Origin of the sequence: Aestuariibius sp. HNIBRBA575 (assembly GCF_040932005.1) — a bacterium.
Lineage (GTDB): Bacteria > Pseudomonadota > Alphaproteobacteria > Rhodobacterales > Rhodobacteraceae > CANLNM01.
This window is the reverse complement of record NZ_CP162414.1, coordinates 3,010,349-3,034,692: the sequence shown is the minus strand read 5'-3', so window position 1 is coordinate 3,034,692 and position 24,344 is coordinate 3,010,349. Positions and strand designations below refer to the sequence as shown.

Below are 24,344 nucleotides of genomic sequence, written 5' to 3'. Positions count from 1 at the left end.
AAGTATATGCCGCTTCAACTGCTACAAAAGGGATTAAAGCTGTCCCATCTCAGGCTTATGGCCGCATTGGCGTCGCAGCATCGGATCGGTGAGGCGGCGGATCAGGTCGGGATCACCCGGCCTGCCGCGTCGCGGTTGATGTCGGAAATCGAACATTTGACCAATCAGCCTATGCATCAACGGGTGGGGCGGGGCATTGTTTTGACCGATGCGGGCCTGTCCCTGGCGCGGCGCGCGGCGCGGATCATTCAGGAAATCGATTCAGCCGGGCGTGAATTGGACGAAATGCAGCAGGGGCGCGGTGGGCATGTCCGGATAGGGGCCGTCACGGGCGCGGCGCTGGACAAAGTTTTGCCCGCGCTTGCGCAGCTGCCCGACCTGCGATCCCGCGTCGAAGTGGCGACATCCGACGTTTTGGCCAATATGATTTTGGACGGAGAACTGGACTTTGCCCTGTCCCGTTTGCCCGATGGTTTTGACCCGGATATGTTTGATTTCACCGCCATTGGCAGCGAACCGGTCACGTTGCTGGTGCGGCAGGATCACCCGTTGCTATCGGTCCAGCCGACCCCGCAGGACATGCTGCAATTCCCATGGATATTGCCGCAATCGGATGCGATTTTGCGCCAAGCGGTTGAGGCTCAGTTAAAACAACAGGGCCTGCCATTGCCGGATGTTCCGTTGGAAACCTCATCGTTTTTGGTGACGATCACGCGCCTGCGTCAAAGCGATGCCATTGCGCCCGTCGGCGTGGCGACGGCGGCGGATTTTGCAGGTGCTGGCATGCCGATCCGGCGATTGCCCGAAACCTTTGGCTTTGCGCTGTCGCCCTATGGGATCGTGACCCAAGCCGGGGCGGTTTTGACGCCCGCGGCGGCGCGGGTGCGGCAGGCTATGTTGGCTGCAGGGTGATCAATTCACCGCGCGCAGCGTTGGCATCATCGATATCATGGGTGACCATCAACACAGGCAGGCTGCGGTCATGGGCGGTTTTGAAAACCAAACTGCGCACCTGTTCGCGCAGCGCCGCATCCAGCCCCGAAAACGGTTCATCCAACAGCAACACACATGGGTCCGACAGCAGCATGCGCATCAGGGCCACCCGCGCCTTTTGTCCACCGGACAACGTAGCAGGGTCGCGGTCGTGAAATCCGTCTAGGCCGACCTCACGCAGGGCATGTTCAACCTGCGCGCGGCGGTCAGCGCGGGTGCCGCCGGATTGCAGGCCAAACGCCATATTTGCCCCGACGCTAAGGTGCGGAAACAGCAGGTGATCCTGAAACAGAATACCGACGCGCCGTTGATGGGGGGGCATATGCGTGATGTCCGACCCGTTCAGCAGGATGCGCCCGGAACAGTCAAAATCAGCGGCCAGATTGCCGGTGACCGCAGACAAAAGCGTGGATTTGCCCACGCCGCTGGGTCCCATCAAGGTCAGGACCGCGCCGGGGGTGATCGTGCGGTTGATGGCGAGCAAAGGCTGGTTATCTTTACGGATTTCGACTTGGTCGAATGTCAGGCCTTCATCCATTTCGCAATCCTTTTCTGTTTCGATAAATGATGGCGGGCAGGGCTATTGCCAGCGCAAAGGGTACGAGCGCAGCTGCCGTTTGCATCAGGCCATAAACGCCAATTGCCCGTCGATCCCCGCCCGAGGCCAGTGCAACCGCTTCGGTTGTGAGGGTTGATACACGCCCGCCGCCGACCAGCAGCGTCGCCAGATATTGCCCCACCGACACCGCAATGCCCACGGCGATGGCCGTCAGGATCGGGGCCAGCATCATTGGCAATCGGATGTGCCAGAAAATCCGGCGCGGGGAGGATCCCAGCGCGGCGGCGACGATGGCGTTTCGGTTGTCCCATGCCTTGAACGGGTCCTGAAGGGATAGGCGCAAATAGGGCAGCACAAACACCAGATGGGTGAAAATCACCGGCCAGATGCCCATATCCGCGCCCAGATTGATCAGCAGGGTTTGCAGCCCCGGCAGAAACGCGGTTTGAGGGATCAATAACGGCAGATATAGCAGCCACATGCCGCGTTCCGTGAGGGTCAGATTGTGGCGTTGTTCGGTCTGCAAACAGCCCAATGTCAGCGCCAATCCAATCCCCGTGGCGACCAGTGCGATCCACGCTGTTGTGGCCAATGTGTCCAAACTGGCGGGGCCGTGACGTATCCAGGATCGCAGGGTCAATTGTTGGGGCAATGCGTCGGGGAACGCCCAGAACCCGGCAAAGGACCAGATAACCAGACCGGCCAATCCGGCGAAGACCACGATGGCTGAAATCGCGCCCAGTCCAAAACCGATGCCCCGCAAGGGACGATCCAGCATCTGGCGTCGACCCGCATAGGCCCAGCGTCGTCCGGCCAATCCCAATAGGATTTCGCCGATCCGCCACAGGATCAGCGCGCCGACAACCAGTCCCAGCTGGATCAGTGACGCGGCGGCGGCCTGAAGACGAAACGCCAAGTCAGGATCGGCCATCCATTTGACGATTTGTACGGACAAAGGCGGCGGCGTGTTTGGCCCCAGGATCACCGCCACATCCACCACCGACATAGAATAGGCCAGCACCACATAAACCGGCAGGCGGATTTGGTGATAAATCGCCGGGAACACGGTTTTAAGCCACGCGGTGATGCGCTGATACCCAGCGGATTGGGCCACGCGCATGCGCTGGGTTGCGTCCACTTGGCTGAGGGCGGCGAGGGTGATGAGCAGTAAAAACGGCACTTCTTTGGCGATCAGACCGGCGGTCATGGTCAGGCCCAGCGGGTCCTGAACGATCAACCAGTCCACCGGGCGGTCCCATCCGGTGAGTGTGGGGCTGACCAACCGGGCGATCCAGCCGGATGGCGCAATCAGAAAGGCAAACCCAAATGCGGCGGCGGCGTGGGGCACGGATAACAGCGGCGACAGCAGTTTTTCGAGCAATCGAAAGGCGCGTGTCCCCGACCAGCCTGCGGTGATCAACACAACAATGATCAGCGATCCCAGCGTGGCAAACAGGCCCGTCGTAACGCTGAGCTGGATGGCGGGCCCGATGCCAGCCCAGTCAAACACGGCACGAAAAGGATCAAGCGATGGGCCATGCAGACCCGCGGCGGGCAGATGCCCAAAGGCAGGCAACACCGTGCCCCATAACCCGGCCACCACTGGCCCCAACAGGGCCAGCAAGGTTAAAATCGGCAAAAGTGGTGGAAATTTCATAGCTTAATCGACCACTTTCGCCGGTAATATTAGCTTATTGTGCAACACCGTAGCGGTTTTGCCAATCTTGCGCGATGCGTGTCATCCAGCTGGGATGGGGTTCGGCTTGCGCCTGTCCCAGTTCAGCCGGTGTCAGCGTTGCGATGCCCAAATCCAACGCGTCAAAGACGGCGCGTTCCTCGGCGGTGATCGCGTCCATGTCCAACACGGTGCCATAGCCCAGCACATTGGGGTCTTGGGCGCGGGCCTGTGCTTCGGGGGACATCAGGAAATTGGCCAGAACCATCGCGCCTGCTTTGGAACCCGAATTATAGGGGATCGCCACAAAGGACGCGTTGCCGATGGTGCCTTTGTCCAACACGAATGTGCGCACGGTGTCGGGCAGTTCAAAGTTGTTGATCGCGGTGCTGGCGGCGCCGGGGCTAAAGGATGCGGCCAGATCGACTTCGTCATCTGAAATCAGCTGAAACTGGCGTTGGCCGGATTGCGGATAGGCGCGGCCTTCGCGCCACAAAACCGGCGTCAATTGTTCCAGATAATCCCAAAGCGGGGCGGTGACGTCAGCATAGTTTTCATCCGTGGCGGGGTCTGCCAGCACAGATGGGTCATCTAACAGATCAACCAAGGCCTGTTTCAGGAATGTCGTGCCCAGAAAATCAGGTGGCTGTGGGAATGTGAACCGGCCCGGATTGGCCTGCGCCCATGCCAGAATGTCGTCCATTGATCCCAAAGGTTCGGCCAGATCGGCGGTGTCGTGGATAAACACAACCTGCGCCATGGCCCAGGGCGCTTCGTACCCTTCGACGGGCACGGTAAAATCGGTCTGAACGGTTTTGCCATCCACATCAACCACATCCCAGTTGGGCAATTGTTCCGCAAAGGGACCAAACAGCAAATCTGCCTCTTTCATCGCGGCAAAATTGGCCCCGTTAATCCAGATCATGTCCACGGCGCTGTCATCATGCTGGCCGGCCTCTTTTTCGGTCAAAACCCGTGTGACGGCATCCGCGGTGGAGGTCAGTTTTACATGTTCCAAGGTCACGCCGTAATCCTCGGCGATACGCGCACCGGCCCAAGCGATGAAATCATTGGTGGTCGTGGACCCGCCCCAAGCGTGCCAATACACAGTTTGACCACGGGCTTCGGTCAGGACGGCGTCCCAATCGCTGGGGTCAATATCGGCCAACGCGGGCAGGGGCGCAATCAGCGCGGCGAGTACAGCAAGATGTTTCATGAGGATCCTTGTTGGTCGTTAAAGAGGTGGAACGCGCCATATAGACGCAAAGTGGCGGTGACAAAGCAGGCCAAGCCAAACAGGACAGCCAGCGGGACAAAGGCACCGGGCCATAGGCAGAGGGCGACGAAAAACGCAATGGTTTCCGTGCCTTCTAGCAATCCGTTGGAATAATATAGCGATTTCACCCCTTGGGCGGATGTCGACATTTCGTGTTTTTCAGCCAGGATCGCATAGCCCAGAAAGGATGCGCCGTTGAAATAAAACGATGTCAGCAAAAACGCCCCAGCCGCGCCATTACTGGCCGGATCAAACAGGACAAAACCCAGCGGGATCGCCCCGTAAAACAGAAAATCACAGGTGATATCCAAATAGCCGCCAAAGTCGGTTTTTTGGGTCGCACGGGCCACAGCACCATCCAGCCCATCGGCCAGTCGCGACATCAATATCAACGCCAAGGCCAACCCAAACCAGCCCATCCAGATCGCCAGCGCCGCCAACAGGCCCAAAACCAACCCGGCCAAGGTCACACCATTAGCGGTGATCCCCATCTGGGCGATCTGGCGTCCCAGCCGGTTGAGCGGCGGGTCGATCAGTTTTCTGGTGGCGGCGTCTAACATGCGGGCTCCGGTTTCGTTGCGCACCTATGTGGCCCAAGAAACCGCGTTGGTCTATCGACATGACAGGAATGTGACATGCTGTCATTTTTGATAGGGTGTCAGGCGCCATATACGTTTATATTTCGCAATCGCGACCGAAGGCAGTTCAGAATTGCCTGTTTGTGCTTTCAAAAACGGACATGCGCATAGGGCCAAGTGACCGTCGGTTGCGCGGGACAAAGCGACGCTGACGCCATGTAAGATCAATGACTGCTTTTGGTGTTTCTCAGTTTTCGCACGAAGTACTCAGCCACAACTAGGTTTGGTAGCCAACAAAGCCAGGACACAACCTGATATGCCACGTCAAATGGAACACCTGAGATGAGCTGAGCAGGAAGCCAAACACGCAACATTACACCTGCGAAAGTTAACGCGATTGAGCGGATCATCCATTCACGGTGCAAGCTAATTTCGCGTCGTCTTGCGAATTGGACTGCCTTAAACGTCACCACAAGCCAGATTATGGCCAGTAAAATAAACCCCGATTGCGCAATTGGGCCATGCATGGCGTCGAAACCGATCATGATACCGCTCAAGCCAGCCACCAAAACTGCGCCAACATATATCCGGCCCAACAACCGATGCCGACTGAGCGATTTGGCCCGAAACTTCTCGGACAGTTGGAACGGCGCGATGGCAAGCGCGATAGGTGCGAAGATAACGTGCAAGTAAAACGAGTAATTAGGCGACACCAATTGGTGGGCCATGTTCGGAAACCCTGTCTTCATCCCAAGTACGACAAACCGGTAAGACACGAGGGCAACGGCAATGGACAAAAACCAAAAAATGCCTCGTTGAATCTTCATTTTAAGCAACATCGTTGCGCACTCCTTGACAGTGTCAAGTTCACCGCTTACGTCAATCTACTTGACACTGTCAAGCCGTAAATGTATTCGACCAATATGAATTTGAATGAAAAGACGAAGCGTGCCGGAGATTTGCGCCAAACGCTCATCAGCGCGGGAATTGAGTTGTTACAAAGCGGCGGTGCAAATGCGCTGACACTCCGTAAATGTGCCGCACGCGCTGGGGTCTCTCACGCGGCACCGGCTCATCACTTTGACGGTATAGAAGGACTGCTCACTGCGATTGCGGCACGCGGCCATGAAACGTTTACCGCGACAATGCTTGCTCACTTGAGCCGTGCACCGAACCTGAACCGAGATCGCCTTTATTCCATATGTGAAGGGTATTTGGAATTTGCTGCGGCAAATCAGGCCCTCTATGGATTGATGTTTAATTCCAGCCAGATAGATTTCTGCGATCCAGACCTTGGCGCAAAATCTCGCGCCTCATTCGAAATTTTGGAACAGTGCTGCGCGCCCTTTCAAGACACGAATACTGGCCCTTTGACGCTCGAGATCACGATTTGGTCGTTGCTGCACGGATATTGTAGCTTTACCAAGAAAATCCGCGAAGGAAGTCCAATGCATCCGGCAAATCAAATACCATTTCGGCAGCTTTTTGACTACGTCGTTCCGTCGAATTAGCCTGAACCCTGGAACACCTTGGACCATAGGATGACATTCACGCGTAGCGCAGCATCGGTCGAAGAGGGCTCGAAACTGACATTCGCGGCGAGCTACGCCAACGACTGCTTTCCCAAAAAGGAAAACGATGTGTTGCCCCTCATGTGACCTTTGGGCCGGAACGCGGCCGGCCCAAAAGTGGTTTGAAACTTAGGGGTTTTCTGATCGGAACCAACCCAAGCGGCTAAAGATCAGCCAATCTAGCAACAGCGCGGCGATCAGGGATGCGGCCACCAATGGGAACAGCAGCGACACAAAAATGATCAACACGATCATACCCGATCCCAAGGCCCGGTCCGGCGCATTTGGCACCCCCAGCCGACCCGCGGGGCGGCGTTTCCACCATGCCACGAATCCGGTGATTGACAGGAACAATGCCGCCAAAGCCGCCAATGTGTTCACCACCAGATTGAGCGGTCCGTAGAGTTCGCCTTGGTGCAGGGAAATGCCCAGCGAAACGGCCTTGGCCAAAACAGGGTTCTGGTCAAAGTCATGCCGCATCAGAACGTCACCGGAATATTGATCCACGATCAGTTCGGATTGCTCATACCGATCCCGGCTGGCCGAACGGACCCAAAACGCGGCCGCTTCGTCGCGCGGCGGGCGCATTTCATAGGGCGACACCAACCCTTGGGCTTGGGCCGTGGCGATCACATCTGCATAGGCAATGGGCGTGCCTTGGGACGTGGTTGATCCGGGCACATCCCGCGAAAACCGCAGCGATCCGGATTTTTGATCGGTCTGTTCCTGTACATAGGACAGCCCCCCGCCCCAGACATCCGTCCAAGGCAGGCCGGAAATCAGGATGGGCACCACAACGATTGTCGCCAAAAAGCCAACAAACAGATGGGTTTCGCGCCACCATGCGCGACCCTCGCCTTTGGGCAGGCTAACGGCCTTGGACAGGGTGCGCTGGCCACGGGGCCACCACAGATAGACGCCGGTGATAAACATCACGATGGCCCAATGGGCGGCCAATTCGACAAATTTTGTGCCGGTTTTGCCCAACAGCAATTCGCCATGGAATTTTTTCAGCATCCGCATCGCCATGCGATCCCGTTCAACGGACCCCAGAACGTCCCCCGTGTAGGGATCGACCCACGCATAAGACCGCACACGATCTGCGTCGTTAAATTCGATCATCGCGGATCGGGCTGGATCGTCGTAAACGGTGATGCCCCGCAGACGGGTGACGCCCAGTTCACCGTCTACAGCCGCCACTAGGGTTTCCAGCGGCAGCACCGCTTCGCCCACGGATACGTTCATTTGGTCGGCATAAAGCCAGGCTTCGATCTGGGGTTTATATAGGTAAATCCCCCCGGTGATGGCCAACATGGCCATAAAAGGCAGCACATAAAGAGAAGCGAGGAAATGCCATTTCCACACCATACGATAGAGGGCCCCGCCGGTCGCTTTTTGCGACGCAGCAACGCCCGATACAGTTGCATCGGTCATAAAATAGTCCTGTGATTTGATTTGAAAATTAAGGTGTCAAATCACAGCAGGGGGCGCACGAGAAGGCAGGATATGGGACAATCGATCCCGATCCGCCGCATCGTGAACAACAATCGTAAACGGGCGTGTGTAATCGCGCGCCAAGGCCTGCCAATGGGGGTCGGGCTGGGCCTGCGCGATGACAAGATCGGCCAAAACACAATGTTCGGATTTGTGTTCTTGGGACTCAATCGGGGTGCCGTTTGCATCCAGCGTCAGGATGATAATTTCCGCCCCGGTACAGATCGCCACGGTTTGAATACCCGGGATCACATGGACCAAAATTGCGGACATGCGGGGCGCAAGCAATCCCAGAACAACCAGACAAACCATCAGTGCCCGCAGGATTTGGCTAGGGTTGAGGCGGGATAACAACATGTATGAACGGCTCCTTAAGGGTGTTTAACCTTAGGGGGCCTCAGAACAAACCGGAAAACAAAAGGGCGCGCAGTTTCCTGCACGCCCAATGACTTGATCAGATGGGAATTATTCGCTCAGCGCGGCATCCGTGATCGCATGTGTCCATGCGCCTTCTGGGGTGGCGGTGATCACAGGATCGGACCCACCGGCCAGCAATGTGGCGACGGTGCGATCAAAGTCGGCTTCGTCCAATGCGCCGTTTGATCCCATGGTCAGTTTGGCGATTTCGGCCATCATGCGGATCTGATGAGCTTCGGTTTGGGCGCCGGTTTCGTCATAATCCAGAATGATTTCAGCCGCTTCGCCCGGGTTTTCTTCGGCCCATTTCCAGCCTTCCATAGAGGCACGCACAAAGCGCACCATTTTGTCGGCAAATGCCGGATCGTCCAGATTTTCCTCTAGCACGTAAATGCCGTCTTCCAATGTGGCGACGCCCTGATCTTCGTATTTGAAGGTGATCAATTCGTCCTCGGAAACGCCTGCATCCAGAACCTGACCGTATTCATTATAGGTCATCGTCGAAATGCAATCGGCCTGACGTTGCAGCAGTGGATCAACGTTAAAGCCCTGTTTCAGAACTGTAATTCCGTCTTCGCCACCTTCGGTTGGAATGCCAACCTGGCTCATCCAGCTGAGGAACGGATATTCGTTGCCAAAGAACCAAACGCCGATGGTTTTGCCGCGGAAATCCTCAACGGATTCAATGCCGGTATCACGCCAGCAAGTCAGCATCAGCCCGGATGTTTTGAACGGCTGTGCGATGTTCACCACCGGCAGACCCTTTTCACGGGCGGCAAGGGCGGATGGCATCCAGTTCAGCATGGCATCCGCGCCACCACCGGCCAGAACTTGGGGTGGAGCGATGTCAGGTCCGCCGGGCAGGATGGTAACATTCAGGCCTTCGGCTTCGTAGAAACCTTGTTCCAGTGCCACGTAATATCCCGCAAACTGAGCTTGGGTAACCCATTGCAATTGCAGCGTTACATCATCATCCGCCAGTGCTGGCATGGCCAGTCCTGCGGTCAAACCCAGTGCCGCTGTTGTCGCGATCAATGTCTTTTTCATGATAGTTCCTCCGTGTTGTCATTACGCCGGATTTTCCCGGTCATTATATGATTTCGTTAGCGTCGGTGTGAGGGATGCCAGAACGTGATCCGTCCTTCGATCCATGCCATAACCCCATAAAACGCGGACCCGGCCAATGCGGCAACCACGATTTCTGCCCAGACCATATCCAGTGCAAGCTGCCCAACCGAGGTTGAAATGCGAAATCCCATCCCCAAAGTGGGCGATCCGAAAAATTCAGCCACAATCGCACCGATCAGCGCCAATGTTGTTGAAATTTTCAGCCCATTGAAAACAAAGGGCATCGCAGCGGGCAGGCGCAATTTAAACAAGGTCTGCCAATAGGATGCGCCATATGTGCGCATCAGGTCGCGCTGCATGCCAGATGTGTCACGCAGACCGGCGACGGTGTTAACCAAGACTGGAAAAAACACCATAACCACCACGACGGCAGCTTTGGATTGCCAGTTGAATCCGTACCACATCACCAAAATGGGGGCCGTGCCGACAATGGGCAATGCGGCCATGAAATTACCCACAGGCAGCAGGCCGCGCCGCAAAAAATCGTATTTGTCAGCGATGATCGCGGTCAGAAACGCGGCGATACAGCCGATGACATAGCCGCTCAGCGCGCCTTTGACGAAGGTCTGATTGAAATCCGCCCATAGGATCGACAGGTTTGCCTCAAACGTGGTGGCGATATGGGTGGGGGCCGGTAGAATGACCAGCGGCACATCCAGCCCTTTGACGATCAATTCCCACATCACGATCAGTGTCAGGCCAAAAATGGCAGGGATCGCGATTTTGACGGCGGGCAGATGTGCGGCCGGGCCATTGGCCAGTTGCACATTCAGCCACCACATGGCGATCCACAGGGCAAAGGCGGTGAAAACAAGGATCATGATTGCACCCCCATACGCCGCAACGTGCGCCGTTCCAGCCAGCCAATCAATCCGACCATGCCCGCCGCAACCAGCGCCGCCATAAACAGAGCCGACCAGATCTGGACGGTTTGCCCGTAATAGGACCCGGCCAGCATCCGCGCACCCAGTCCGCGCACGGCACCGGTGGGCAATTCGCCAACGATCGCGCCGACCAGACTGGCGGCCATGGCGATCTTCATCGAGGTGAACAGATACGGCACCGAAGACGGCAGCCGCAGCATCCAGAACGACTGAGATTTCGACGCATTATACGTGCGCAGCAGGTCCAATTGCATGTGATCCGGGCTGCGCAACCCTTTGACCATGCCAACGACCACCGGGAAAAACGACAGATAGGCGGATATGATTGCCTTGGGCAGAATGCCCTGCACGCCAATCGAGTACAGAACCACGATGATCATCGGTGCGATGGCGATGATTGGGATGGTTTGGCTGACAATCGCCCAAGGCATCACAGACATGTCCATGGCTTTGGAATGGACAATCCCGACGGCCAAAATCACGCCCAGCCCCGCCCCGATGGCAAAGCCCAGCAAGGTCGCCGATAGGGTGATGCCTGCGTGATAAAACAGGCCGCGATTGGACAATGTGCCGGATCGCACGATGCCGCGTCGCCCAAACAGCTCTTCTCCGAAGGTGCTGTCCCACATTTCAACCACCACCTGATGCGGGGCGGGCAGGCGCGCGCGTTCAACGGACCAGGATGCGCCCAATTCGCCAGTATTGGCAAAGACCATGCCAATCGCGCCTGCGTCCCTGCGTTCCACAGCGGTTTCGGGATAAACAACAGCACCGGCACGTTCGGCGGTTGTCAGAACTTCGCGGATATTCATCGGCACGCAGGCGATGTACCAAATCGCGGCGATGGCGGCGATCACGGTCAGGACAGGGACAAAGGTCTGTTTCATGCCAGCCCCCACATGTGGATAAATTGGATCGGGTCAATCATCGGCATGCCCCGCGCGCAGGCCTTCGCGGACACGATGGGCCACATCGATAAATTCCTGTGAATCGCGGATATCGAGCGGGCGTTCCTTGGGCAACGGGCTGTGGATGACGTCAGTGATCCGACCGGGGCGCGGAGACATGACAACGATTTTGGTCGACAGATAGACTGCCTCAGGGATGGAATGGGTGACAAAGCCGATGGTTTTGTTGGTCCGCGCCCAGAGCTGCAACAATTGTTCGTTCAGATGGTCGCGGACAATTTCATCCAGCGCCCCAAATGGTTCATCCATCAACAGGATATCCGCATCAAAGGCCAGCGCGCGCGCAATGGACGCGCGTTGCTGCATCCCGCCGGACAATTGCCACGGGAATTTTTTGCCAAATCCGGCCAGATCAACCAGTTCCAGCACTTTTTCGACGCGGGTGTTTTGTTCGGCCTTGTCGAACCCCATGATTTCCAGCGGCAGTTTGATATTGCCCGCAATTGTGCGCCATGGATACAAGCCCGCGGCCTGAAATACATAGCCATAGGCGCGTTTGCGGCGCGCTTCGTCCGGGGTCATGCCATTGACGAACAGGTCACCGCCGGTCGGGGTCTCTAGCCCCGCGATGCAGCGCAGAAACGTGGTTTTCCCGCAGCCAGACGGCCCGATAAAGGACACAAAATCCCCTTCGTCAATGTCTAGATTCACATCTTTGAGCGCATGGATCGGACCGTCATTGGTGTGAAAGGTCAGATCAAGATTGCTGGCTTTGATCACTGCGTTGCTCATTTTGTTCCTCATGCCCCGGACGTCATCCGGGGCTTCTATTGATGTTCCATCCATGGGCATGGATTATACGCCGGTTGACGGAATGCCGCTGCGCTGCACGGGGCGCGGTGCGGTCAGTTCTTTCCAGCTGCTCAGCGCTTTGTTCACGGCTGTGTTTGGACCACGGGCGACAAATTCGCCATGGCCTTCTTGGGTTTTGATGTCGCCGTCCATCACCGCAACCTGACCGCGCGTCAGGGTATAACGCGGCAGGCCTTTGACTTCGTTGCCTTCGAACACGTTGTAATCAATGGCGGATTGCTGGCTGGCGGCGGTGATGGTTTTGGATTTTTCGGGATCCCAGACCACCAAATCCGCATCTGCCCCAACCAGAACCGCGCCCTTTTTCGGATAGCAGTTCAGGATTTTGGCGATGTTGGTGGATGTCACGGCGACAAATTCATTGGGCGTGATCCGGCCCGTAGCCACGCCATGGGTCCACAACATCGGCATGCGATCCTCTAGGCCACCGGTGCCGTTGGGGATTTTGGAAAAGTCGCCCAGCCCGGTGCGTTTTTGATCGGTGGTGAACGCGCAATGATCCGTGGCCACCACGGACAAAGACCCGGATTGCAGGCCAGCCCACAGGCTGTCTTGGTGTTGTTTGTTCCGGAACGGAGGCGACATGACACGCCGCGCGGCATGGTCCCAATCGGGGTTGAAATATTCGCTTTCGTCCAGAGTCAAATGCTGGATCAGCGGTTCGCCCCAGACGCGTTTGCCCTGCATGCGGGCGCGGCGGATGGCTTCGTGGCTGTCTTCGCAGGAAGTGTGCACCACATAAAGCGGCACGCCGGCCATATCAGCGATCATGATGGCGCGGTTTGTGGCTTCGCCTTCGACCTGTGGCGGGCGGGAATAGGCGTGCGCTTCGGGGCCGGTATTGCCCTCGGCCAGCAATTTGGCGGTCAGTTCTGCCACCACGTCGCCGTTTTCCGCATGAACCATCGCGATGCCGCCCAGTTCCGCAAGCCGTTGAAACGACGAATACATTTCATCGTCATTGACCATCAGCGCGCCTTTGTAGGCCATGAAATGTTTGAATGTGTTGATCCCACGTTCCTGAACGATGGTTTTCATGTCGTCAAACACCTGTTCGCCCCACCATGTCACCGCCATGTGAAACGAATAGTCGCAATTGGCGCGGGTCGATTTGTTGTCCCAGCGTTTCAGCGCGTCCAGCATGCTTTCGCCTTGGTTGGGCAGGGCAAAGTCAACCACCATCGTGGTGCCCCCCGCCAGACCAGCGCGTGTGCCAGATTCAAAATCATCGGTGGAATAAGTGCCCATAAACGGCATTTCCAGATGGGTGTGTGGGTCGATACCACCGGGCATGATGTAACAGCCGGTCGCGTCTAGCTGTTCGTCGCCCTTTAGGTCAGGTCCGATCTGCGAAATGACGCCGCCTTCGATCAGGACGTCGGCCTTGTAGGTCAAATCAGCGGTGACAATGGTGCCGTTCTTGATGACGGTGCTCATGGTCGGTTTCCTCCTTGGGGTCGTGGCGTTTTGGCTGGCGTAACGGCTGGCAATGGGCCGTCACGTCAAGGGGTACATATCGGTGTGCCGTTTTGGTCATTCACGGTGAACAAATCCCCGGCATAAGTGTAGAACCAACACCCGTCCGGGTCTTGGTTCACTTCGGTCCGGTCCACGTCAATGGGCAGGGCGCGGTCCACATCCGCCGGGAAATCCAGCAATGGCGCCGGGGGCGGTGGATCGCATGCGGCTAGCGCAACTGCGCCTAGCGTGATGAAGGGGGCAAGAAGCTTCATCCCACAATCTCCGCGGTTTCAACAACCGCATGGAACAGCACATCTGCCCCGGCGGCGGCCCAGTCTTTGCTGATGTCTTCGGCCTCATTGTGGGACAGGCCGTCGACGCAGGGGCACATGATCATAGCCGTGGGCGCAACTCGGTTGATCCAGCAGGCATCGTGGCCGGCGCCGGAAATGATGTCGCGGTGGGAATGGCCCAGCCGTTCGGCCGCGTCGCGCACGGCTGTCACGCAGCCCGGATCAAACGTCACCGGATCAAAACCGCCGACCTTTTCGAATGCGATCTGCATGCCCATGCCGGTGACAAGTTCGGTGCCCTCGGCCCGCAGGCGGTTTTCCATATCGGTGATCACGTCCAGATCGGGGGATCGGAAATCGACGGTGAACACCACCTTGCCAGGGATCACGTTGCGCGAATTGGGGTAGACGTCGATATGGCCCGCAGCCCCCACCGCATGGGGCGCGTGGGACAGGGCGATGTCGTCGACCAGGTTCAGCACCTTGGCCATGGCCAACCCGGCGTTTTTGCGCATCGGCATCGGGGTGGACCCGGTGTGGCTGTCTTTGCCGGTGATGGTGACTTGGGTCCAGCTCAGGCCCTGACCGTGGGTGACCACGCCGATGTCTTTGCCTTCGGCCTCCAGAATGGGGCCCTGTTCGATGTGCAGCTCAAAAAACGCATGCATTTTGCGTGCGCCGACCTCTTCTTCGCCGCGCCAACCGATCCGTTCCAGCTCGGCTCCGAATGTTTTGCCCTCGGCGTCTTGGCGTGCATAGGCCCAATCTTGGGTATGCATCCCGGCAAACACACCTGATGACAGCATCGCCGGGGCATACCGCGTGCCTTCTTCGTTGGTCCAGTTGGTGGCCACGATCGGGTGTTTGGTCTGAATGTTCAAATCGTTCAGCGTGCGGATCAGTTCCAGCCCGGCCAAAACCCCCAACACGCCATCATATTTGCCACCCGTCGGCTGGGTGTCCAAATGTGACCCCACATAGACCGGCAGGGCATCGGGATCTGTGCCGTCGCGGCGGGCAAACATGTTGCCCATCTGATCCAGCCCCATCGTGCAACCGGCGGCTTCGCACCAGCTTTGAAACAGGGCGCGGCCCTGCGCGTCTTCGTCGGTCAGCGTCTGGCGGTTGTTGCCCCCTGCGATGCCGGGGCCGATTTTGGCCATCTCCATCAGGCTGTCCCACAACCGGTCACCGTTAATTTTTAGATTGGCAGCAGGTGCAGTCATGTCACATCCTTTCGGGCATATCGCAGAAATTTATCTCGTGTCGATTTGACCAAGTGGTCAAAGCAACGCTATCAGAGGTCCATACCCAGTCAAGCTTTCCGGCTGCGACATATGCTAATGCTGAATTGTTTTGCACTTGGCGGGGTAAAGTATGAAGTTTGTGGCAAGAGGTGCACAATGACAGCAACGCCAAAGTCGGGTCCAAATGCGGGAAACCAGACGCGGATTCAGAAAAAGAACCGGTCCCTGATTTTGGAAGCCGCGCTGGACGTGTTTTCAAAGTTCGGGTTTCGCGGGGCGACGCTGGATCAGATCGCGGATCAGGCCGGGCTGTCGAAACCGAATTTGCTGTATTATTTCCCATCCAAAGAAGCGATCCATATGGAGCTGTTGCAAGGGTTGCTTGGCACGTGGCTGGACCCGCTTCAGGATATGTCAGCCGATGGGGAACCGCGCGACGAAATCCTTGGATATATGCGCCGTAAACTGGCAATGAGCCGGGATTACCCACGCGAAAGCCGTCTGTTTGCCAATGAGATTCTACAAGGCGCGCCGCGCATTCATTCCGCCCTAGAAGGCGAATTGCGCGATTTGGTCGAAGAAAAGGGCGCCGTGATCCGCACGTGGATTGCGGATGGGAAAATGCATGACGTGAACCCGACGCATCTGCTGTTTTCAATCTGGGCCTTGACCCAGCATTACGCAGATTTTGAGGTACAAGTGGGCGCCATTTTGGACGGCGCTGATCCCTATCCGCAGGCGGAAACCTTCTTGGATCAATTATTTGGTGGGTTTTTCCCCGCAAAATAAGGGGATTAACCACACTTTTACCAATATCGGTCATGGTTAACGCATGATGGATATTCGAAACCGCATCCCCGCTGGCCCAAATCGCCAACCGTTTAACTGGAACCGCACCCTTGCAGGCGCGGTCCGGGGGGGTGTTTTGCGGCACAATGTGCGCGACATTGATCGTGGACCCGGGCGCGACGCCCTGATGGCCGAGGTTAAGAGACGCGGATATCACCTGATCGAATGTGGCGATCAGTTCATCATCATCTGTAATCCCGGCCCTCTGAGGGTACATATCTAACCTTTATTCCGCCGCTGTGGCGCTTGGGTTGTTGGGATGGGTTGTCCAGTTGGCATATTCATCACTGACAACTTTGCCGGTGCGTGGGTCGACTTCGCCGGGCTGCATTTGGATCATCGAAATGCAGTTTTCCACCGGACAGACATCCACACATAGATTACAGGCAACGCATTCCTCGTCTTTGACGCTGAACACCCGATCTTCGCTCATGGCGATGGCCTGATGGCTGGTATCTTCGCAGGCGGCATAGCAGCGGCCGCATTTGATGCAGGCATCTTCGTCGATCTTGGCCTTGGCGATGTAGTTCAGGTTCAGATCTTTCCAATCGACGACGTTTGGCGTGGCGCGGCCCACAAAATCGTCGATTTTGTCATAGCCTTTTTCGTCCATCCAAGCGCCCAGACCGGCGATCATTTCCTCAACGATGCGGAACCCATAGGTCATCACCGCCGTACAAACCTGCACGTTGCCCGCGCCAAGGCTCATGAATTCGGCCGCGTCGCGCCACGTGGTCACGCCACCGATTGCCGAAATCGGCAAACCGCGTGTTTCGGCACTGCGCGCGATATCCGCCACCATGTGCATGGCAATCGGTTTCACCGCTGGGCCGCAATAGCCGCCGTGGCTGCCTTGGCCGTCAATTGACGGTTCGGGGCTGAAATCATCCAGATTGACCGAAGTGATCGAATTGATCGTGTTGATCAGGCTGACCGCATCCGCGCCGCCGTTTTTCGCTGCCTGCGCGGGATAACGCACATCGGTGATGTTGGGCGTCAGTTTCACGATCACCGGGCGGTCATAGTATTTTTTGCACCAGCGTGTGACCATTTCGATATATTCGGGCACCTGACCCACAGCGGATCCCATGCCACGTTCGGCCATCCCATGCGGGCAGCCAAAGTTCAGCTCGATCCCATCCGCGCCGGTTTCTTCGACACGCGGTAGAATTGCTTTCCAAGCGGCTTCTTCGCAGGGCACCATAATCGACGCGATCAGGGCGCGGTCGGGATAGTCGGCTTTGACGCGCGCCATTTCTTCGAGGTTCACCTCAAGCGGGCGATCGGTGATCAATTCGATGTTGTTGAGCCCCAGCAACCGCCGGTCAGCCCCGTAAATCGCCCCATAACGCGGGCCGTTTACATTAACGACGGGCGGGCCTTCGGACCCCAGTGTTTTCCAGACCACACCGCCCCAACCAGCCTCAAAGGCGCGGCGGACGTTGTATTCTTTGTCCGTGGGCGGCGCAGAGGCCAGCCAGAACGGATTCGGGGATGAAATACCTAGAAAATTGCTTGTTAGGTCGGCCATGTTGAACCTCCTTTACGCGGAAAGCGTTGCGTGAATGTCTTCGGCGGCGTCGCGTCCTTCGGCGACGGCCGTCACGGTCAGATCGTCGCCACCACTGGCGCAATCCCCCCCGGCCCAGATGCCTTCGCGGCTGGATCGCCCGGTGTCAGACACTTTGATTTTGCCATGTTCCAGTGCCAGCCCACCATCGGTGGTCAAGGATTGGCCGATGGCCAAAAACACCTGATCCGCGGGGATGCGGGTGGTTTCACCGGTGGGTTTCAACCCCGCGCCATCATCAACCGTAAAGGCCAGCTCCATCTCAGCGGCGGCGCCGTTGCCATGTACCGCGACGGGCTGCACATGGGTTAGGATCTGCACACCTTTGGATGCGGCCAGATCCTGTTCAAAGGGGCTGGCGCCCATTTTATCCCGCCCACGGCGGTAGGCGATGGTCACGTTTTGCGCGCCCAGCAATTTAGACTGAACGGCGGCATCGACGGCGGTCATCCCACCGCCGATCACCACCACGTTGCGCCCCACGGGAAGGGCGCTTAGGTCGTTTGATTGGCGCAGATCGCTGATGAAATCCACGGCGGGTCCCACGCCGGATTTGTCAGTGCCATCCACACCCAATGCATTCACACCGCCCAGGCCAACGCCCAGGAAAACCGCGTCAAAATCAGCGGCTAGCGTGTCGATGTTCAGGTCCGCACCCAAGGCTTTGCCGGTTTCCAAGGTGATACCGCCGATTTGCATCAGCCAGTCCACTTCGCGGGCGGCAAAATCATCCGTGGATTTATAGGCCGCGATGCCAAATTCGTTCAAACCGCCGGCTTTGGGGCGGGCATCATAGATCACCACGTCATGGCCTTTGGTTGCCAGTCGATGCGCACAGGCCAGACCGGCGGGGCCGCCGCCAACCACCGCCACCTTTTTGCCGGTTGAGGCGGCGCGGGTATATGGATGGCTCTGACGGGCCATCATTTTATCAGTGGCATAGCGTTGCAAACGCCCAATTTCGACAGGTTTGCCTTCGGCCACTTCGCGGACACAAACCTGTTCGCACAGTTCCTCGGTTGGACAAACGCGGGCACACATGCCGCCCAGAATATTCTGGTCAAAGATGGTTTTTGCCGCGCTTTCGGGCTGACCCGTTTGGATCTGGCGAATGAACAACGGAATGTCGATGCTGGTCGGACAGGCCGTCATGCAGGGCGCGTCGTGGCAGAAATAACAGCGATCTGCCGCAACTGTGGCTTCGTGGGGGGCATACGGCGCGTGCAGGTCGTCGAAATTCTCGGCGATTTCGGACTGGCTGAGACGGCCGGCGGTAATTCCGGGGGTCATTGGGCTGGTCATGGTTATTCCCTGTTGATTTTCTTTAGCCTGCCATGGATCAAAATTTTATCAAGTGGTAAAATTTTAAAAATGCGCACAAATGTTGTCGGTTTTTATGCCGCTCAGCAGCATTATTGCTCAATTTATGGGCGGGGAAAGGCCTTAGCCAATTTCTCTGCGCCGCGGCGAATTTCGGAATCTGTAAAGGCAGCAAAGCCTAAAACAGCCCCCTGACGCTGAACCGGGCCAGCATAGTGACGTGACAGCGGGCGCAGTTTGACCCCGAATCGGTCTGCGGTTTGGGCCAGCTCAATGTCGGTTTTTACCGGGGCATCGGGTGCCAAATTGGCGATGACATGCAGCCCGGATTGCGTGGGTTCGGGGGTTAAAACATGTGGCACATGGTGCTGAAACGCGGCGATCAGGGTTTTCTGGCGTTGGGCATATAGGCGTCGCATGCGCCGGATATGGGTGGCAAATCCACCGGTTTCTATGAACCGAGCCAGCGCCGGTTGCGCGGCCAGCGACGCGGTAGGGCGGCTTTGGTTTATGGCATCCCGCGCACCAGCCACCAAGGTTTCGGGCAGCACAACAAAGCCCAACCGCAATCCATGAAACAGCACTTGGGAAAAGCTGCCGACATAGATGACGCGGGCGCGGTCATCCAGGCTCATCATGGCGGGTAGGGGTTGGCCCTGAAACCGGTATTCGCCGTCAAAGTCGTCCTCGATGATATAGCCGTCCGTTGCGCGCGACCATTGCAACAGCGCCATACGCCGGGACAAAGGCATGGTCATGCCCAGCGGAAATTGCCGCGACGGGGTGACGGCGATGGCGGCAATATCGGTGTCGGAACTGGGATCTATCGGCAACCCGTCTGCGTCCACATGTCGGGCGCGGACGTGAAATCCGGCATGTGTTATGGCGGATCGCAGCACGTCATGGCCGGGATCTTCGACCAATATGTTGCCCGCGCGATTTGGCAACGCAGTCAGGATCAGGCGGATGGCTTCGGTCAGGCCGGACGTGATGACGATCTGCCCGGCGTGGCATTTCAACCCCCGCCAATCCCTAAGATGCGCCACCAATGCCTGACGCAGGTCGGGCCAGCCAAAGGGCGACGGCGCATTGAGCATATCGACCGACGGCGCCCGCCAGCTTTGTTCCATCAGGCGTGCCCAATCGGTGAATGGAAATTCCCGCAAATCAGGGGCTGCGCTTTGGAATGTGATCAGGGGGCTGGGTTTGGCAAGGGGGGGCAGGTTTGATGGTGGCGGCGTGGTGGAAATCGGCAAATCCGGCAGGTCGGCGGCGACATACATGCCTGATCCGCGGCGGCCCTGCAGGTAGCCTTCGCTGACCAATTGATCAAACGCAGAGGTGACGGTGATCCGCGACACAGACAATTCCGCAGCCAGCAGGCGGCTGGCAGGCAATCGATCATTGGGCTGCAATTGCCGTTCATGCACCAGCTTTCGCAACGCTTGGGTCAGTTGGGCCTGCAAACTGGTGGGTCCAGCGCGGTCCAGCGAAATGGCCATGATGGCGGCGTGTAAATTGGACTTAGTCATTTTGCGATTATTGGATATCGTGCAGGTCCAAACAAGGGGCTAGGTCATGGGCAAGCAAAGGAAAGCACCATGCAAAAACCCAGTGACCCCAGATTGACCGAAATGACCCGATTGCGCCGTATGCACGAACGTGGCGCCCATGATCCCGCATCGATCTATGCGATTTTGGACGCATCTGCGATGTGCAGCGTGGGCTATGTCATTGACGGTCGCCCGGTTGTGACGCCCACGTTTCAATGGCGCGAAGGCAACCATGTTTATTGGCACGGATCATCCGCCAGCCGCATGTTGCGCAAAAGCGTGGGTGCGGATGTGTGCCTGACAGTGTCGATCATGGATGGATTGGTTCTGGGCCGGTCCGCCATGCATCATTCGGCAAATTACCGGTCCGCGATGGTATTTGGCAAAGCGGTCAAAGTCGAAGATCCAGAGGAAAAAGTGGCGCGGCTCAGGGCGTTTGTGGATGGGATGTATCCCGAACGTTGGGACATGTTGCGCCCGATCACCCAGCAGGAAATCAAGGCAACCACCATTCTGGGCATGCCCATTGACGAAGCGTCCGCCAAGGTGCGCGATGCCGGTGTTAGTGATGACGAGGCCGATTACGAATTGCCGATTTGGGCAGGGGTCATTCCTGCGGTCACGACGTTTGGGGATGCGATTGCGGACCCGCGCAACTTGGCCAATGTCGATATTCCAGATCATGTTCACAACCTCATCGGAGCAAAGCTATGAGCCGGGTAAATCATCTAAACCAACCAATTGGGGATGCATTGCCAGCAGGCTGGACCGCGCCGCCATTGCCGAACGCACAGGGGATCACGGGGCGGTATGTCCAACTCGAAGCGCTCAACCCCGAACGACACGCTGCGGATTTATTTGCGGCCAATATGTTGGACGAAACCGGCGCTGGGTGGACCTATCTGCCCAATGGGCCCTTTGCCGATTATGCGGCGTATCTGGCTTGGATGACATCCACCTGTCTGGGCGATGATCCGCAATTTTATGCCTTTGTGGATCGTCAAAGCGGCAAGGCGATTGGCATGGGGTCCTATCTGCGGATCACTCCGGATGCGGCATCGATTGAGGTGGGCTGGCTCAGGTTTTCGCCCCTGATGCAGCAAACGCCACAATCGAGCGAAGCCATGCATTTGATGATGCAGCACGCCTTTGGGCTGGGATATCGTCGATATGAATGGAAATGTGATGCGTTGAATGCGCCATCGCGACGGGCTGCGGAACGACTGGGGTTCACCTACGAAGGCACATTTCGCCAAGCGACCCTATATCGGGGACGCAATCGGGACACGGCTTGGTTTTCGATTCTGGATCGCGAATGGCCGGCCATTCAGGCCGCCCATCAGGCTTGGCTTGACCCCGCGAACTTTGATGAAAACGGACGGCAACGCCGCCCGCTGGGGTGGTTTATGGGGTCGCGTCCAATGTGACCCAAGCCGCATCCTGAGCCGAAGACCGCACGCAGGCATCAATGAAATAGACCCCGCTCAGGCCTTCGCGGATGCCGGGTAACACGCCGTTGCCATCCCGGTTTCCGGCGTTCCATGCACGGATCGCATCCGCAGCACCGCTATAGATATTGGCAAACCCTTCGAGATATCCCTCAGGGTGGCCGCCGGGCGTGCGGGTCACGGCATTGGCCGCGTCCCTTGCGCCCGCGCCGCCCCGTGTCAGCAGCTGTTTGGGCTGGCCAAACGGTGTGTACCACAGGTAATTTGGGTCCTCTTGCGCCCATTCAAGACCGCCTTTGCTGCCGTAAACCCGCAAACGCAGCGCGTTTTCATTGCCAACCGCCACCTGAGAACACCACAGCATCCCGCGTGCGCCGCCGTCAAATCGCAGCATGACATGGGCGTTGTCGTCAACCAGACGGCCCGCAACAAACGCCTGCAAATCCGCGGCCAGTTGCGTCACATTTTGACCGGTCACAAATTGCGCAAGGTTATGGGCATGTGTGCCGATATCACCCGTTGATCCACCCGCGCCTGATCGGTTGGGGTCGGTGCGCCAATCGGCCTGTTTGCCATCGGTTTCTTCGGCCAGCCAATCCTGCGCATATTCGACCTGAACCACCCGCAGATCACCTAAATCACCATTGGCGATCATATCGCGCGCCTGCCGGATCATCGGATAGCCGGTGTAATTATGGGTCAGAATGAACATCGCATCGGATTCGCGTGCGACTTGGGCCAGCCGATTGGCGTCATCTATTGTGGCGGTCAGGGGTTTGTCACAAATCACGTGGATACCCGCCTGTAAAAACGCGATTGCCGCATCCGCATGCACATGGTTTGGCGTTACAATCGCCACCGCGTCGATGCCATCGTCCAGCGCAGCCTCTGCAACGGCCATTTCGCCAAAGGTATCATAGGACCGTGTCAGACCCAGGGCCTGCGCGCTGTTGCGGGCGCGTTCGGGGGTGGATGATAACGCACCGGCGACCAGTTCCCATTGTCCATCAATACGCGATGCAATCCGATGCACGGCGCCGATGAAAGCGTCTTTGCCCCCACCGACCATCCCAAGCTTTAGCGGTTTCGTCATTTTTGGTCCCCCCAATGCTAATATTAGCTGTCGTTGGCGCTAACATATCTAAAAATCCGGATAGGCAAAGGGAAAAAGTAAACGTTTACATTATGAAAATGTCAGCAGAGTTGAACTGATTTCCACGGAAAGCTGGCGAAATGAAATTCCGTTCCTAAGTAGGAGATAACGCGGATGTGACCGTTGCGTCGGTGCACACCTGCCGTTAAATTATCTGAGATAAGTGCGAAAAAGCACAGGATGAGGGTGCCATGGAAAACTGGGATGAAGTACGGACAGCGTTTCAAGTGGCGCGATTGGGCACCGTGAGCGGGGCGGCAGACGTGCTGGGCGTGCATCACGCCACGGTCATCCGACACATTGATGCGCTCGAAACCCGATTAGGTGTTAAGCTGTTTCAACGGCATGCACGCGGCTATACCGCCACAGAGGCCGGTCAGGATCTGATGCAAATCGCCAAAACGACGGATGATCAATTTGCCCAATTGGCCGGTCGGCTAAAGGGGCAGGGCGCTGGTGTCAGCGGCGATTTGGTTGTGACGTCGTTGCCGTCTTTGTCTGCGCTGATGTCGCCAGTTTTGGTGGATTTTCAGGCTGAAAACGACGGTTTGGTTGTGCGCTATTTAACCAGTCCGCGGGTCTTTCGGCTTGAATATGGCGAGGCGCATGTAGCGATCCGTGCGGGCGCGGCCCCCGAGGAGCCAGACAATGTGGTTCAACCCTTTATCAAGCAACGCCTGCGTTTGGTTGCATCCGATGATTATATCGCCCGGTTCGGCAAACCGGAACAGGACGCTGACCTGACCGATCATCAGTTTGTTGGGATCGACAAAGTGGCCAGCCGTGTGCCGTTTAACCGGTGGATCGAAGCGATTGTCGCATCCCCGAAATTTGCCTACCGAACCGAAGGGGACCGGTCGATGCTGGACGCGATCGCATCGGGCGCGGGCATTGGCTTTGTGACCGACTGGGATATGGAACGTCTGGGCAATTTGACCGAAGTTGTTCCGTCACGGCCGGAATGGGTGGCGCAATTGTGGCTGGTGACCCATGTGGATTTGCATCGCTCACCCAAGGTGCAATCGTTCCTGAAATTCCTCAAAGAACGCTCCAAAGATTGGAACTATGCATGAGCCTGACCACATGATCCTCGT

25 protein-coding genes are annotated in these 24,344 nt (G+C 57.3%); 7 read left to right on the top strand and 18 right to left on the bottom strand.

Translation table 11 applies throughout. The features are described from left to right. The first annotated feature begins 6 nt into the window (after window positions 1-6). Window positions 7-912 (top strand): LysR family transcriptional regulator, encoded by a 906-nt coding sequence (locus AB1F12_RS15280; RefSeq protein ID WP_368185223.1) that lies wholly within the window; start codon window positions 7-9, stop codon window positions 910-912. Here AB1F12_RS15280 and AB1F12_RS15275 read toward each other — a convergent pair. From AB1F12_RS15275 to AB1F12_RS15255, 5 genes are all read right to left on the bottom strand, one after another. Then, on the bottom strand, window positions 893-1,531 hold the full coding sequence (locus AB1F12_RS15275; protein WP_368185222.1) for an ATP-binding cassette domain-containing protein: 639 nt from the start codon (window positions 1,529-1,531) through the stop codon (window positions 893-895). The two genes, AB1F12_RS15280 and AB1F12_RS15275, sit on opposite strands and share 20 nt — an antisense overlap. Beyond that, window positions 1,524-3,209 (bottom strand): ABC transporter permease, encoded by a 1,686-nt coding sequence (locus AB1F12_RS15270; protein ID WP_368185221.1) that lies wholly within the window; start codon window positions 3,207-3,209, stop codon window positions 1,524-1,526. The genes AB1F12_RS15275 and AB1F12_RS15270 overlap by 8 nt, the downstream gene beginning before the upstream one ends. Window positions 3,210-3,243: 34 nt before the next feature. Further along, window positions 3,244-4,443, bottom strand: coding sequence for an ABC transporter substrate-binding protein (locus AB1F12_RS15265; protein ID WP_368185220.1), 1,200 nt, complete (start codon window positions 4,441-4,443; stop codon window positions 3,244-3,246). Next, on the bottom strand, window positions 4,440-5,063 hold the full coding sequence (locus AB1F12_RS15260; protein WP_368185219.1) for a CDP-alcohol phosphatidyltransferase family protein: 624 nt from the start codon (window positions 5,061-5,063) through the stop codon (window positions 4,440-4,442). The genes AB1F12_RS15265 and AB1F12_RS15260 overlap by 4 nt, the downstream gene beginning before the upstream one ends. Before the next feature lie 242 nt (window positions 5,064-5,305). Next, window positions 5,306-5,920 (bottom strand): DUF2306 domain-containing protein, encoded by a 615-nt coding sequence (locus AB1F12_RS15255; protein WP_368185218.1) that lies wholly within the window; start codon window positions 5,918-5,920, stop codon window positions 5,306-5,308. Between the two features lie 69 nt (window positions 5,921-5,989). Here AB1F12_RS15255 and AB1F12_RS15250 point away from each other — a divergent pair, with 69 nt between their 5' ends. Beyond that, window positions 5,990-6,592 carry a TetR/AcrR family transcriptional regulator gene (locus AB1F12_RS15250; RefSeq protein WP_368185217.1) on the top strand — a complete coding sequence of 201 codons (603 nt, stop codon included), beginning with the start codon at window positions 5,990-5,992 and terminating at the stop codon, window positions 6,590-6,592. 189 nt (window positions 6,593-6,781) lie between these two features. Here the strand turns inward: AB1F12_RS15250 and AB1F12_RS15245 are convergent, their stop codons facing one another. From AB1F12_RS15245 to AB1F12_RS15205, 9 genes are all read right to left on the bottom strand, one after another. After that, the gene (locus tag AB1F12_RS15245; protein WP_368185216.1) at window positions 6,782-8,086 is read right to left on the bottom strand and encodes a PepSY-associated TM helix domain-containing protein; all 1,305 of its coding nucleotides are present in this window, start codon (window positions 8,084-8,086) and stop codon (window positions 6,782-6,784) included. 36 nt (window positions 8,087-8,122) lie between these two features. Further along, complete coding sequence (locus AB1F12_RS15240; protein ID WP_368185215.1) at window positions 8,123-8,503, bottom strand: hypothetical protein; 381 nt, start codon at window positions 8,501-8,503, stop codon at window positions 8,123-8,125. 108 nt (window positions 8,504-8,611) lie between these two features. Continuing rightward, complete coding sequence (locus AB1F12_RS15235) at window positions 8,612-9,610, bottom strand: ABC transporter substrate-binding protein (protein ID WP_368185214.1); 999 nt, start codon at window positions 9,608-9,610, stop codon at window positions 8,612-8,614. 56 nt (window positions 9,611-9,666) lie between these two features. Continuing rightward, complete coding sequence (locus AB1F12_RS15230; RefSeq protein ID WP_368185213.1) at window positions 9,667-10,512, bottom strand: ABC transporter permease; 846 nt, start codon at window positions 10,510-10,512, stop codon at window positions 9,667-9,669. Continuing rightward, window positions 10,509-11,462 (bottom strand): ABC transporter permease, encoded by a 954-nt coding sequence (locus tag AB1F12_RS15225; protein ID WP_368185212.1) that lies wholly within the window; start codon window positions 11,460-11,462, stop codon window positions 10,509-10,511. Before AB1F12_RS15225 ends, AB1F12_RS15230 begins: the two co-directional genes overlap by 4 nt. 33 nt (window positions 11,463-11,495) lie before the next feature. After that, window positions 11,496-12,275, bottom strand: coding sequence for an ABC transporter ATP-binding protein (locus AB1F12_RS15220; protein ID WP_368185211.1), 780 nt, complete (start codon window positions 12,273-12,275; stop codon window positions 11,496-11,498). A gap of 63 nt (window positions 12,276-12,338) precedes the next feature. Further along, window positions 12,339-13,793, bottom strand: coding sequence for a dihydropyrimidinase (gene hydA, locus AB1F12_RS15215; protein WP_368185210.1), 1,455 nt, complete (start codon window positions 13,791-13,793; stop codon window positions 12,339-12,341). Between the two features lie 65 nt (window positions 13,794-13,858). After that, window positions 13,859-14,089: a hypothetical protein gene (locus AB1F12_RS15210; protein ID WP_368185209.1), complete on the bottom strand. Its 231-nt coding sequence runs from the start codon at window positions 14,087-14,089 to the stop codon at window positions 13,859-13,861. Next, window positions 14,086-15,336: a Zn-dependent hydrolase gene (locus AB1F12_RS15205; protein WP_368185208.1), complete on the bottom strand. Its 1,251-nt coding sequence runs from the start codon at window positions 15,334-15,336 to the stop codon at window positions 14,086-14,088. Before AB1F12_RS15205 ends, AB1F12_RS15210 begins: the two co-directional genes overlap by 4 nt. Before the next feature lie 177 nt (window positions 15,337-15,513). Here AB1F12_RS15205 and AB1F12_RS15200 point away from each other — a divergent pair, with 177 nt between their 5' ends. Both AB1F12_RS15200 and AB1F12_RS15195 read left to right on the top strand, forming a co-directional pair. Then, window positions 15,514-16,146: a TetR family transcriptional regulator C-terminal domain-containing protein gene (locus AB1F12_RS15200; RefSeq protein ID WP_368185207.1), complete on the top strand. Its 633-nt coding sequence runs from the start codon at window positions 15,514-15,516 to the stop codon at window positions 16,144-16,146. Between the two features lie 43 nt (window positions 16,147-16,189). After that, complete coding sequence (locus AB1F12_RS15195; protein ID WP_368185206.1) at window positions 16,190-16,429, top strand: hypothetical protein; 240 nt, start codon at window positions 16,190-16,192, stop codon at window positions 16,427-16,429. Between the two features lie 3 nt (window positions 16,430-16,432). Here AB1F12_RS15195 and preA read toward each other — a convergent pair whose 3' ends face one another. The 3 genes from preA to AB1F12_RS15180 all read right to left on the bottom strand — a co-directional run bounded on the left by preA (window position 16,433) and on the right by AB1F12_RS15180 (window position 20,628). Then, complete coding sequence (preA, locus tag AB1F12_RS15190) at window positions 16,433-17,737, bottom strand: NAD-dependent dihydropyrimidine dehydrogenase subunit PreA (RefSeq protein WP_368185205.1); 1,305 nt, start codon at window positions 17,735-17,737, stop codon at window positions 16,433-16,435. Between the two features lie 12 nt (window positions 17,738-17,749). Continuing rightward, entirely contained in the window at window positions 17,750-19,078 is a 1,329-nt protein-coding gene (locus AB1F12_RS15185) for an NAD(P)-dependent oxidoreductase (RefSeq protein WP_368185204.1), read from the bottom strand. 122 nt (window positions 19,079-19,200) lie between these two features. Continuing rightward, complete coding sequence (locus tag AB1F12_RS15180) at window positions 19,201-20,628, bottom strand: PLP-dependent aminotransferase family protein (RefSeq protein WP_368185203.1); 1,428 nt, start codon at window positions 20,626-20,628, stop codon at window positions 19,201-19,203. A gap of 69 nt (window positions 20,629-20,697) precedes the next feature. Here AB1F12_RS15180 and AB1F12_RS15175 point away from each other — a divergent pair, with 69 nt between their 5' ends. Together AB1F12_RS15175 and AB1F12_RS15170 are read left to right on the top strand one after the other, a co-directional pair. Next, window positions 20,698-21,363, top strand: coding sequence for a pyridoxamine 5'-phosphate oxidase family protein (locus AB1F12_RS15175; RefSeq protein WP_368185202.1), 666 nt, complete (start codon window positions 20,698-20,700; stop codon window positions 21,361-21,363). Next, window positions 21,360-22,076 carry a GNAT family N-acetyltransferase gene (locus AB1F12_RS15170; RefSeq protein ID WP_368185201.1) on the top strand — a complete coding sequence of 239 codons (717 nt, stop codon included), beginning with the start codon at window positions 21,360-21,362 and terminating at the stop codon, window positions 22,074-22,076. The genes AB1F12_RS15175 and AB1F12_RS15170 overlap by 4 nt, the downstream gene beginning before the upstream one ends. Here AB1F12_RS15170 and AB1F12_RS15165 read toward each other — a convergent pair. Next, complete coding sequence (locus AB1F12_RS15165; protein WP_368185200.1) at window positions 22,054-23,190, bottom strand: Gfo/Idh/MocA family protein; 1,137 nt, start codon at window positions 23,188-23,190, stop codon at window positions 22,054-22,056. The two genes, AB1F12_RS15170 and AB1F12_RS15165, sit on opposite strands and share 23 nt — an antisense overlap. A 251-nt stretch (window positions 23,191-23,441) precedes the next feature. On the opposite strand from AB1F12_RS15165, the gene AB1F12_RS15160 reads away from it, so the two are divergent. Further along, on the top strand, window positions 23,442-24,323 hold the full coding sequence (locus AB1F12_RS15160) for a LysR family transcriptional regulator (protein ID WP_368185199.1): 882 nt from the start codon (window positions 23,442-23,444) through the stop codon (window positions 24,321-24,323). The last annotated feature ends 21 nt before the right edge of the window (window positions 24,324-24,344 follow it).

Coding starts and splice junctions, on each gene's coding strand:
- AB1F12_RS15270 (WP_368185221.1), bottom strand. CDS start 3,209: ATGAAATTTCCACCACTTTTGCCGATTTTAACCTTGCTGGCCCTGTTG.
- AB1F12_RS15180 (WP_368185203.1), bottom strand. CDS start 20,628: ATGACTAAGTCCAATTTACACGCCGCCATCATGGCCATTTCGCTGGAC.
- preA (WP_368185205.1), bottom strand. CDS start 17,737: ATGGCCGACCTAACAAGCAATTTTCTAGGTATTTCATCCCCGAATCCG.
- AB1F12_RS15205 (WP_368185208.1), bottom strand. CDS start 15,336: ATGACTGCACCTGCTGCCAATCTAAAAATTAACGGTGACCGGTTGTGG.
- AB1F12_RS15160 (WP_368185199.1), top strand. CDS start 23,442: ATGGAAAACTGGGATGAAGTACGGACAGCGTTTCAAGTGGCGCGATTG.
- AB1F12_RS15240 (WP_368185215.1), bottom strand. CDS start 8,503: ATGTTGTTATCCCGCCTCAACCCTAGCCAAATCCTGCGGGCACTGATG.
- AB1F12_RS15195 (WP_368185206.1), top strand. CDS start 16,190: ATGATGGATATTCGAAACCGCATCCCCGCTGGCCCAAATCGCCAACCG.
- AB1F12_RS15200 (WP_368185207.1), top strand. CDS start 15,514: ATGACAGCAACGCCAAAGTCGGGTCCAAATGCGGGAAACCAGACGCGG.
- AB1F12_RS15175 (WP_368185202.1), top strand. CDS start 20,698: ATGCAAAAACCCAGTGACCCCAGATTGACCGAAATGACCCGATTGCGC.
- AB1F12_RS15185 (WP_368185204.1), bottom strand. CDS start 19,078: ATGACCAGCCCAATGACCCCCGGAATTACCGCCGGCCGTCTCAGCCAG.
- AB1F12_RS15235 (WP_368185214.1), bottom strand. CDS start 9,610: ATGAAAAAGACATTGATCGCGACAACAGCGGCACTGGGTTTGACCGCA.
- AB1F12_RS15230 (WP_368185213.1), bottom strand. CDS start 10,512: ATGATCCTTGTTTTCACCGCCTTTGCCCTGTGGATCGCCATGTGGTGG.
- AB1F12_RS15165 (WP_368185200.1), bottom strand. CDS start 23,190: ATGACGAAACCGCTAAAGCTTGGGATGGTCGGTGGGGGCAAAGACGCT.
- AB1F12_RS15280 (WP_368185223.1), top strand. CDS start 7: ATGCCGCTTCAACTGCTACAAAAGGGATTAAAGCTGTCCCATCTCAGG.
- AB1F12_RS15265 (WP_368185220.1), bottom strand. CDS start 4,443: ATGAAACATCTTGCTGTACTCGCCGCGCTGATTGCGCCCCTGCCCGCG.
- AB1F12_RS15260 (WP_368185219.1), bottom strand. CDS start 5,063: ATGTTAGACGCCGCCACCAGAAAACTGATCGACCCGCCGCTCAACCGG.
- AB1F12_RS15255 (WP_368185218.1), bottom strand. CDS start 5,920: ATGTTGCTTAAAATGAAGATTCAACGAGGCATTTTTTGGTTTTTGTCC.
- hydA (WP_368185210.1), bottom strand. CDS start 13,793: ATGAGCACCGTCATCAAGAACGGCACCATTGTCACCGCTGATTTGACC.
- AB1F12_RS15225 (WP_368185212.1), bottom strand. CDS start 11,462: ATGAAACAGACCTTTGTCCCTGTCCTGACCGTGATCGCCGCCATCGCC.
- AB1F12_RS15250 (WP_368185217.1), top strand. CDS start 5,990: ATGTATTCGACCAATATGAATTTGAATGAAAAGACGAAGCGTGCCGGA.
- AB1F12_RS15170 (WP_368185201.1), top strand. CDS start 21,360: ATGAGCCGGGTAAATCATCTAAACCAACCAATTGGGGATGCATTGCCA.
- AB1F12_RS15210 (WP_368185209.1), bottom strand. CDS start 14,089: ATGAAGCTTCTTGCCCCCTTCATCACGCTAGGCGCAGTTGCGCTAGCC.
- AB1F12_RS15275 (WP_368185222.1), bottom strand. CDS start 1,531: ATGGATGAAGGCCTGACATTCGACCAAGTCGAAATCCGTAAAGATAAC.
- AB1F12_RS15220 (WP_368185211.1), bottom strand. CDS start 12,275: ATGAGCAACGCAGTGATCAAAGCCAGCAATCTTGATCTGACCTTTCAC.
- AB1F12_RS15245 (WP_368185216.1), bottom strand. CDS start 8,086: ATGACCGATGCAACTGTATCGGGCGTTGCTGCGTCGCAAAAAGCGACC.